Raw genomic sequence first — 9160 nt, 5'->3', positions numbered from 1 at the left:
TATCTATCAGGAACACGAAGACGTTTAGTTTTGAAGCATTCGTAAAAAGTTTTTTTATCACCCAAAATCATGTCCTGAAGTTGTTTCAGGATCATTCAGGGTCTCTAACTTGCTGAAATGGTTAGATGCTGAAACAAGTTCAGCATGACAAGGCACACCTTTTTGACTTTTTACGAGTACATGTTACTTATCCTCCATGCAGTTGCAAAACAGTTATGCAAGGCTTCGAAAAATAATAATGAAAGGAATGGAACATTTTGGAAGTAAAAGTATTTGACAACGATATAGAAAGAGCATTGAGAGTCCTAAAGAATAAACTCTCCAAGAGTGGATTATTCAAGGAACTCAAGTTACGAAGAGCTTATGAGAAACCATCTGTGAAGAAAAAAAGGAAAGCTATAGAGGCTCGCAGAAGGCTTATTAAGGCCCGACGAAATCGTAGATATTAAAAAAAGAGTGACTAAAGTGAACTAAAGTTTGAAGTGCCTAAAGTTAAAGATCGAATTCCACAACTTTAGTTTACTTAAACCACACCAAACCATGTCATTAGTAGTCTTTAAAACTTTGCGCTCTTTGCGTCTTTGTGGTGAACTAAATGGGCTCTCTGAAGGGTGTTACGGTAAGAACTCTGGAGACGGTCCTTCGCGATATAAAAAAAGGCACGACTGTTCAATGTTATCTTATCCATGGAGATGAAGAATACCTGATAAAGGATGCCCTCGATAAGATAATCAACCTACTCCTTCCCGGAGGAAGCAGGGATCTTAATCTCTTCTATATGGATGGGGAAAGCGAAGATATTGACAGTGTACGTGAATCCATCCTTACCCCCCCCCTTATCCCCGGAAAAAAAATCGTGGCGGTAAGGAATTCCCGTTTTTTTCATTCTAAAAACACCCTGTCTGACCTCGTAAAAAAAATCGCTAAAAATATAGACGACAATCCATTAGAAGCGGCGCGGGCCTTTGTATCATTTTTGAACACGGCCGGCTGGACACTTGAGGATCTGAGGGATGATGGGTGGAATAATATCTCCGATGATGAGTGGAGTAAAACAATTGGCAATGATAGCGGGAAAGGAAGAGAGACGTGGTTGCCGAAAATGATAGATTTTTGTGACAGTCGCGGCATGAAGGGAGGACGATCCCAGGAAGATACACAGGCCATCGTAGACGCTTTAACAGGCGGTCTTCCAGAAGGTAACTGTCTCATACTGACCACCGATTATTCTGTAGACAAAAGGAAAAAGCTTTTTAAGGTAATATCCGATATCGGAGTTGTCCTCGGTTTTTCCCGTGTCAAGAATGAAAAGATGCAGAAGATGCTGCTGAAGGATGCTGCTGAAGAACTCCTTGGCGGAAGTGGTAAAAAGCTGACACCGGAGGCATTTCTCGCCCTGGAAAGAAAAACCGGCTTCAACATCAGGCAATTCAGGGGAGCGGTGGAAAAGCTGATTACCTATACAGGCGACAGACCAGTTATTACAGGACAGGATGTCCAGGACGTTACAGGAAGAACAAAGGAAGACTCCATATTTGATCTAACCTCCGCTCTGACCGAGAAGAATATAGGGAAAGCCCTCTTGACCCTGAAAGAGCTCCTTGATCAAGGTGTTCACCATCTAATGGTTCTGACGATGATAATCAGGGAGATCCGGCTTCTCATTCACGCAAAGCTTTTTCTCAGATCGAAAACCCTTCCTTCATTCCATCCTGAAATGGACTACAATCGATTTCAGCAAACCGTTTATCCTGCCATAAAGGAGTATAGCAAGGGTTCTATGCTTGTCGGTCAGCATCCTTACGTCATTTATAATGCTCTGAAAAATTCGGAAAGGTTTTCCTACGAAGAGCTTGGAGGATATTTGGAAACTCTCGTTGATGTTGACGTTGCGCTGAAAACTACGGGGAAAAACCCGAAGCTTATGCTTGAGCGCCTTCTGGCGGATATCTGTCTATAATTTTTTCGTTCTTTTCAGTACTGCCCTTTCCTTCCTGGAAATCCTTCGTGATGGCCCTTTTTTATGAGTTCCCAAGAATATACAGCTATGCTGATCGGCACTGTCTGAAGGAGCAAAATCATATTCGGATGTCCGTTCCATCTTAGCCTCAAACTCCGGGGAAGATATGGCAACACCGCAGCTTCTGCTTATAGAATCTGCTATGCTCCTGTCTGACGTAACAACAACAATCTCTTCTTCCCCTTTTTTTGCCATCCTTTTTATGACCTCATCAGCCTTTTCCCCTTTTCTGGAATATATGATATCAATTCCACCTTCCCGGTCGCGCTCCTCCGTCAGCGGATCACTCGCCCACCCGTCAAACACGATGGTTATCCGGTGCCCTCTGGATTTTTTATAGAGCAAAACCCTCCGGATCAATTCATTGCGCCCACTCTCCAGGCTGATACTTTCGAAACGTCCCAGGGAATCTGACTGCCTGATGAGATTGTATCCATCAATTATTATATGCATAATCTTAAGGGTTTATAATTTCTTTCATTTTAACTATGGTCTTCCGATAATCGGCGCTTCCAAAGACGGAAGAACCGGCCACAAAAATATCCGTGCCGGCATCCGCTATCGATTTTATATTGTCGAGCGTTACACCTCCATCCACTTCCAGAAGAACACCGGGGGCGATTGAGTTGATTATCTCCCGCGCCTTTTTAATTTTCGGCAGCATATTATCTATAAATTTCTGCCCGCCGAACCCGGGATTTACCGTCATCACCAGCAGCATATCCACATCTTCTATAACCTGTTCAATCCGTGAAAGCGGAGTGGCAGGATTCAGGGATACCCCGGCCTTGATCCCCCGCTCCTTAATTAGCGCTATCGTCCTGTGAAGGTGATCTGCCGCCTCAACATGGACAGTGATCATATCGCTTCCGGCTGCAGCAAAGGCTTCTATAAATCTTTCCGGGTTCTCAATCATCAGGTGGACATCGAACGGAAGATCTGTAACCTTTCTCAGTGAAGATACAATGGCAGGTCCGATTGTGATGTTAGGAACGAAATGACCGTCCATTACATCTATGTGAATCAAATCCGCCCCTGCCTCTTCCACCAACAGGATCTCTTCCCCGAGTCTGCTGAAATCGGCAGATAGAATAGATGGGGCTATCTTTTTCATATCAATATTCCTTATAATTCCCTCTCCCTGAAATCCCCTCTAACTCCCCTTTAAACAGGGGAGAACCTTTCTCCTCCCCTTTAAAAAAGGGGAGAACCTTTCTCCCCCCTTTACTAAAGGGGGGACAGGGGGGATTTTCACTCAGAATTCCATAACGAGGGCGTGTGACACGCCTGAGTCCAGTTCTTTGATCCGAAGTCTCAACTCCTTTGCCTTTTTTGCCTCTCCGGGAAAGAAAATAAATCCATGGGCTATTTCATCTGGTTTTATCGCCCGGCTCTCAAGGGCCCTTGTTTGCAGATCTTCCCTTATTTCATGCCGGACGTCTTCGTTTGATAATCCCCCGGCGCCCCCCATTGTTATACCCGCAGCCGCACCAACGGCAGCACCCTTCATGGCGGCATCGCCAACATTCTGTCCCGTTACAATACCGACTGCCGCACCGATAATTGCCCCGGCGGCACCGGCAAGCAATCCTGATTTTGTCGCTTCAGGGGCGACTTTGCCAAGCTCGGTCTTTTTCGATATTCGATCGTAGGCAAGTCTCGCATCGATTATAGGCCAGAGATTGTTTTCTACGTCAACCAGAAATGTCTGATTTGCAACAATCTCTATCGAGTGGGTACCTTTATTATCAAAGATCACCTGGACAGGCAGTATCCCTGCATCTCTGATGTCAAATCCGAAGGCCTCTTCCGCCTCTTTTTTGTCATCGTAGGCCTTGGTTGCTATAAGCGCCCCGGCAGCCTCAGTTACATTCGGATAGGCGGTGGGCATTTTTAAAGGTACGACCTTCCTCTCGTATCTGGCGCATCCAGCAAAGATGAACATAATGAGCGAAAGGACAGCTATCATCGCATAAAATTTGTTTATCCGTCTCATTGCTGACAAATCCTTTCTTTTTAATAACAAAACGTATTGAAACTGATACTATATTAGGGTATGGATGTCAATACTTCAAAGGTGACCGATGTATACAACATACAACATAATTCTATTTATCAGCAGCCTTTTTCTGCTCCCCTACTATCTCTCAAAGATGATCCTTACAGGCAAGTACAGAAAAAGTCTTGGGCCTAAATTCGGTCTTATTGAGCCGGGGATTTTAAAAACAATGGAGGGGAGTCCCAGGATATGGGTCCACGCAGTATCGGTTGGCGAGGTTACAGCCGCCGCTCCTATTGTCTCTTCTCTAAGAGAAATTTTTCCTTCCGCGTGCATCATCCTTTCCACCAGTACGGAGACCGGTCAGGCTATGGCACACAGGATGGCCACCGATGCCACATCATATATCTACTACCCCCTTGATATTCCCTTTGTGGTAAGAAGAGTATTGGGACTTGTGAGACCGGACATATTTGTCACCGTAGAAACGGAACTCTGGCCAAATTTCCTCCGGATCTGTAAAAAAGCAGGCATTAAAATAGTCATGGTTAATGGGAGGATATCGCCACGTTCCTTTAAAAACTACATAAAATTCCGCTTCTTCTGGAAAGAGGTATTGAAGCAGGTCGATGAGATAGGGGTAATATCCGAAACAGATGCCGGCCGAATCAGAGCGCTCGGTGTACCCCATTCTAAGGTACATGTATTCGGGAATTCAAAGTATGACAGCCTTGCAGCGATGGTAGATCCAAAATTACAACAGGAAATTTCAGGAAAGCTCAACATAGTACCCGGATCAATGGTGTTCGTGGCGGGGAGTACCCACGATACCGAAGAAGAAATAATACTCTCTGTCTACCGACGACTCCTTGAAGAATATCCCGATTGTAAGCTAATTATCATCCCGCGCCACGTCGAAAGGGGCAATGAGGTACGTTCTCTTGTAAGCGAAGCCGGATTTTCCGATTGCATCATGATGACCGAGATAAAAAACAGCAAGAAACGTTCACAGGAAAGAGTCATCATCATCGATATCATAGGGGAACTCTTCAAGGTATACAGCCTGGCCACCGTTGTCTTTTGCGGGGGGAGTCTGGTTCCAAAAGGGGGGCAGAACATACTCGAGCCCGCCGCCTGGGGTAAGGTCATATTTTACGGTCCTTCCATGGATGACTTCATGGATGAAAAAAATCTTCTGGAGGAAGCGGGGGGAGGCATTACCATCAGAAACGGTGACGAACTCCTGGAGGAAATACGTGCGCTCCTGGAAGACCCGGAGAGACTATTGCGTAAAGGGGAAGAGGGGCGAAAAAGTGTTGTCTCAAACATGGGGGCCTCCAAAAGATATGCGGAGATGATAAAAAAAGTTTTAGAAACTAACAGGTGAAGGTTTGACATGTATAAACAAAAAAAAGTTGTCGTAGTTATGCCTGCTTATAATGCTGAGCAGACACTAAAAAGAACCCACGCGGAAGTTATGGCCCAGGAAGTTGTTGATCTGGTTATTATAGTCGATGACGCAAGTCAGGATAGCACCACATCTATCGCAAAGACCCTACCGAACACAAAAGTCTACACGCATCAAAGTAATTTAGGCTACGGAGCCAATCAGAAATCATGTTACAGGCTGGCACTTGAAGAGGGTGGAGATATTATTGTTATGGTCCACCCGGATTACCAGTACACCCCAAAACTCATTCCCGCCATGGTTTCCATGATTGGAAATGATCTTTATCACTGCGTACTGGGATCCAGAATTCTTGGGGGGTACGCCCTTGAAGGAGGCATGCCTATTTGGAAATATATCGCAAACCGGTTCCTTACTTTTGTTGGAAACATTTTTTTAGGGGCAAAGCTTTCTGAATATCATACAGGATACCGGGCATTCTCACGGGAACTCCTGGAACAGTTGCCCCTGGAAGTCAATTCCGATGATTTTGTGTTTGACAATCAGATGCTTGCACAGATTGTGTGGTTCGGGTATACGATTGCCGAGGTCAGTTGTCCGACAAAGTATTTTCCCGAAGCCTCATCGATTAACCTGCCACGAAGCATCAAGTACGGTTTCGGATGTTTGCTTACAGCCCTGATATTTCGCCTAGCGAAGATGAAAATCACTAAATCAAAGATATTTCCCGAATATGACCGATATAAAAACTCGTAATCACAATAATATGTTTTTCAAGACCCGTCATTAATTCTATCCTTTCAGTCTCAAAAACAGAAATCAACAGCAGTTAAACCGTTTTTGATTTGTTATTTGAACGATGGGCCGTCAATTCACGGGTGAGCACAAAGCTGAAGATCGGGCCCAAGGCAAAGATCGGAATCAGGGAAACCGCCCTGATGAGCAAAGACGCCAGTAAACCAAGGCCAGCGCCAACCCCCAAAATTCCTGAGCTAAGAGTTATGATAGCTTCTGAAATGCCAAGGTTCCCGGGAGTTATCTTTAGCAAGATAGAAAAACTGGAGAACAAGCTGATCAAAAAAATTGTCCCAAAAGATAAAGAAGAATCAGACAGTGCAACAAATGCCAACCAGAAAGTGAGACCAGTTAGAAGGATATTCGCAAGTGTATACAATGCAAGCTTAACCAATAGGAGTGAGTCTCTCTTTATGAGGGTCCATCCGTCAATGGCATTATTCAAAGATACAGCCACCCAATTATTGCCGGGGATCTTTATAGTGGGGAGCATGGCAAGAGATGAAATGACCAGAACTACTCCTGCAAAAAAAAGTATCAATTCCCAATAGAGCATAGATCTTTCAAATGGCAGCATTAAGGTGATAATACCTGCAATTCCGGCAACCCAGAAATATATCAGGTAGCTTGCCCCAAGAACCGAAACAAACCGCGCATAAGGAAAACTATGGCGGTACTTCAGGTATGATGCCCGGGCAATCATACCACCGGAAAAAGGTGTTATATAATTTCCCATTGCAGTAACAAAGGGGAGGCCAAACCACTCTTTGCTGATCAACCTTATATTAAATTTGGACGCGATCTCTTTTAATATAAGTCCATTTGTTATTTGGAATAAAATCATAATCACCATCAGGTAAGCAACAGTAGACAAATTCACATTCTTTAAATATTCAAGAAGGTGCCGCTGAGAATTAATATAGACAGCTATTAGAACGACAAAAGCTCCTGTTGCAACAATCAACCAGATTCGTCTATTTTTCATTTTATTATAAACTCAAGTGCCCTACAAATTTTTTATACACAGAATGCTGAAGGCATGCTCAGGATGATTTCTTGTATAAAAGTGGGTGAACCTTGAGATGAGGAACCATAAAATTTTGGGCCGCCAAACTATTTCTCCACGTTCACCTCTTAAAATCTTCCAACCACCAATGCCGATTATGCGGAAGCCCATCTTTACCATCTCTTCGTACGACCACCCTGACAGATGTACCTGATATCTATTTCCGTCATATTCATTCTGGGGAACAAAACCGTTTGGTGTAGAAATAACAACTTTTTTCTTCGATATTTTCTCCATTATTCTCAGCAACTTCAGGCCATCTTCTTTCGAAAGGTGCTCTATTAAATCAATGGCAATGACACAATCGAAAGAGTTTTCCTTAAATTCATTTTCAACATCAAGTATATCTATCTTAATATATTCATTGTGTATATTGTTCTTTTTGCTTAACCATATAGAATTATCAAATATATCAACACCCACGCGGTAGGGTATTTTTGAAGAAAATCTTGAGATTGGTGAGTCAGAGCCACAGCCTAAATCCAGCAATGAGCTACAGTCCAGGACAATCTCTTGTTCAAGATACTTTATAAGCTGGCCTCTTCCAAAAAGAGTTGTATATTTCAATCTCTCATATATCTTTTTATAAAACGACTTGATCACAGATATTCCCCTTTTCACATTATCAATGTCAATATGCCACAGATTTAGTTTAATCCAATTTCGGAAGTCCATATTTTAACAGCATCTTTAATTTGTGTGGAAGAAAGGTGAAGACAGAAAAAAATTCCCGGCAACTAATCCGTCTCTGCGATTGTATTTCAGAGCGCATGGATAGCAAACGCTTGCGTTCTTCCCATAAAGATTTAATGCAGGAGTAGTAGATCTTAGACCATATTTTCAGATCTTTTTTCATAAAGGATAATAACATTCCTTCTATTATCAGAAGTAAGATATGTATCGGGAAAACGATGTAAATTGCTGGCGAGGGATAACAGATGAACATTACGAATGATTTATTCCTTTCAGTTAACGAGCGCCTGTAAAAAGTTGTATGTAGCCCACCCTTTTTCAATCTGCGCCCAGATAAATTGTAACCGATCCAGTGATCAAAACCTGATTCAGCTAAGGCTACAACAGAATATCCTTTTATTCTCGCTACACTGCAAAGAAAAATGTCTTCAGTCAATGTATGGAGCATTTCTGGGAAACCGCCAATCTCATACCATAAGCTTCTATGTACCCAAAGGCATGCACCTATTATTGTAGCCACTTTCTGTTCTTTTTTGTTTAAGTTTGGTATTGGATTGAGAAAAGGATCGAGAAAACAGCCAATATCTATAAGCTTGCCTGTTTGGATATCATATTGAGGTAGTCCGATTATTCTAGGGACTGTTTGCTTGCTCGAATAGTTGTAAAGTGTTCTTAAAGCATCTTTATGAAGGACAGCATCATTATTGAGGATTAACAAAAAATCACCATGTGCCTGGTTTGCCATGCGATTATTACTGACACAAAAACCCACGTTCACTGGACTCTCTATCAGTTTGATTTCAGGATAGTGTTTTTTGATAAAGGAAACAGATTCATCTGTAGATGCATCATCATGTATGATGACTTCATAGGGAAGATTAATATCCTGATCTAATACTGATTTTATGCAAGATCCAACAACATCTATTCCATTATAGTTTGCTATACAAACTGAACATATAAATTTATGGGCCAATTGCAAGACACCTCAGTACAATTATAATTAGAGACATCTGCCCAATAGTCCATGGCAGATTCGAGCTTGTCAATTTTTTAGTTGAATTTTTCAAAGTGACTCCTACAATATATTTCTCAAGTATTTTCTAAGCAGCAAATTTCAATTCTTTATCATCAGACTGTTCGTTTTCAATCGTTGCCATGACATCAGAAATAAAGGCG

Annotated in this window: 10 protein-coding genes; 4 read left to right on the top strand and 6 right to left on the bottom strand. The window is 42.6% G+C overall.

Features of this window, described 5'->3' with window-relative positions:
• The first annotated feature begins 257 nt into the window (after nucleotides 1–257).
• The gene (gene rpsU, locus Q7J27_07720) at nucleotides 258–449 is read left to right on the top strand and encodes a 30S ribosomal protein S21 (GenBank protein ID MDO9529030.1); all 192 of its coding nucleotides are present in this window, start codon (nucleotides 258–260) and stop codon (nucleotides 447–449) included.
• A 146-nt stretch (nucleotides 450–595) separates the two neighbouring features.
• Nucleotides 596–1960 carry a DNA polymerase III subunit delta gene (gene holA / locus Q7J27_07715; GenBank protein MDO9529029.1) on the top strand — a complete coding sequence of 455 codons (1365 nt, stop codon included), beginning with the start codon at nucleotides 596–598 and terminating at the stop codon, nucleotides 1958–1960.
• Here holA and Q7J27_07710 read toward each other — a convergent pair.
• The 3 genes from Q7J27_07710 to Q7J27_07700 all read right to left on the bottom strand — a co-directional run bounded on the left by Q7J27_07710 (nucleotide 1955) and on the right by Q7J27_07700 (nucleotide 4016).
• Nucleotides 1955–2473, bottom strand: a complete 519-nt coding sequence (locus Q7J27_07710; protein ID MDO9529028.1) for an NYN domain-containing protein — start codon at nucleotides 2471–2473, stop codon at nucleotides 1955–1957. The two genes, holA and Q7J27_07710, sit on opposite strands and share 6 nt — an antisense overlap.
• 4 nt (nucleotides 2474–2477) lie before the next feature.
• Entirely contained in the window at nucleotides 2478–3134 is a 657-nt protein-coding gene (rpe, locus tag Q7J27_07705; GenBank protein MDO9529027.1) for a ribulose-phosphate 3-epimerase, read from the bottom strand.
• Nucleotides 3135–3275: 141 nt separating this feature from the next.
• Nucleotides 3276–4016 carry a hypothetical protein gene (locus tag Q7J27_07700; GenBank protein MDO9529026.1) on the bottom strand — a complete coding sequence of 247 codons (741 nt, stop codon included), beginning with the start codon at nucleotides 4014–4016 and terminating at the stop codon, nucleotides 3276–3278.
• An 88-nt stretch (nucleotides 4017–4104) separates the two neighbouring features.
• Between Q7J27_07700 and Q7J27_07695 the strand changes: the two genes are divergently transcribed.
• Nucleotides 4105–5406, top strand: a complete 1302-nt coding sequence (locus Q7J27_07695; protein ID MDO9529025.1) for a 3-deoxy-D-manno-octulosonic acid transferase — start codon at nucleotides 4105–4107, stop codon at nucleotides 5404–5406.
• A 9-nt stretch (nucleotides 5407–5415) separates the two neighbouring features.
• Nucleotides 5416–6183, top strand: a complete 768-nt coding sequence (locus tag Q7J27_07690; GenBank protein ID MDO9529024.1) for a glycosyltransferase family 2 protein — start codon at nucleotides 5416–5418, stop codon at nucleotides 6181–6183.
• A 73-nt stretch (nucleotides 6184–6256) separates the two neighbouring features.
• Here Q7J27_07690 and Q7J27_07685 read toward each other — a convergent pair whose 3' ends face one another.
• Genes Q7J27_07685 through Q7J27_07675 form a run of 3 tightly spaced genes read right to left on the bottom strand, consistent with a single transcriptional unit; the run spans nucleotide 6257 to nucleotide 8957 of the window.
• The gene (locus tag Q7J27_07685) at nucleotides 6257–7207 is read right to left on the bottom strand and encodes a lysylphosphatidylglycerol synthase transmembrane domain-containing protein (protein ID MDO9529023.1); all 951 of its coding nucleotides are present in this window, start codon (nucleotides 7205–7207) and stop codon (nucleotides 6257–6259) included.
• A 21-nt stretch (nucleotides 7208–7228) separates the two neighbouring features.
• The gene (locus Q7J27_07680) at nucleotides 7229–7891 is read right to left on the bottom strand and encodes a class I SAM-dependent methyltransferase (protein MDO9529022.1); all 663 of its coding nucleotides are present in this window, start codon (nucleotides 7889–7891) and stop codon (nucleotides 7229–7231) included.
• A gap of 49 nt (nucleotides 7892–7940) precedes the next feature.
• The gene (locus Q7J27_07675) at nucleotides 7941–8957 is read right to left on the bottom strand and encodes a glycosyltransferase (GenBank protein MDO9529021.1); all 1017 of its coding nucleotides are present in this window, start codon (nucleotides 8955–8957) and stop codon (nucleotides 7941–7943) included.
• Nucleotides 8958–9160: the final 203 nt, after the last annotated feature.

The organism is Syntrophales bacterium, assembly GCA_030655775.1.
Classification (GTDB): Bacteria; Desulfobacterota; Syntrophia; order Syntrophales; family JADFWA01; genus JAUSPI01.
This window is presented reverse-complemented; position numbering and strand designations above follow the sequence as displayed.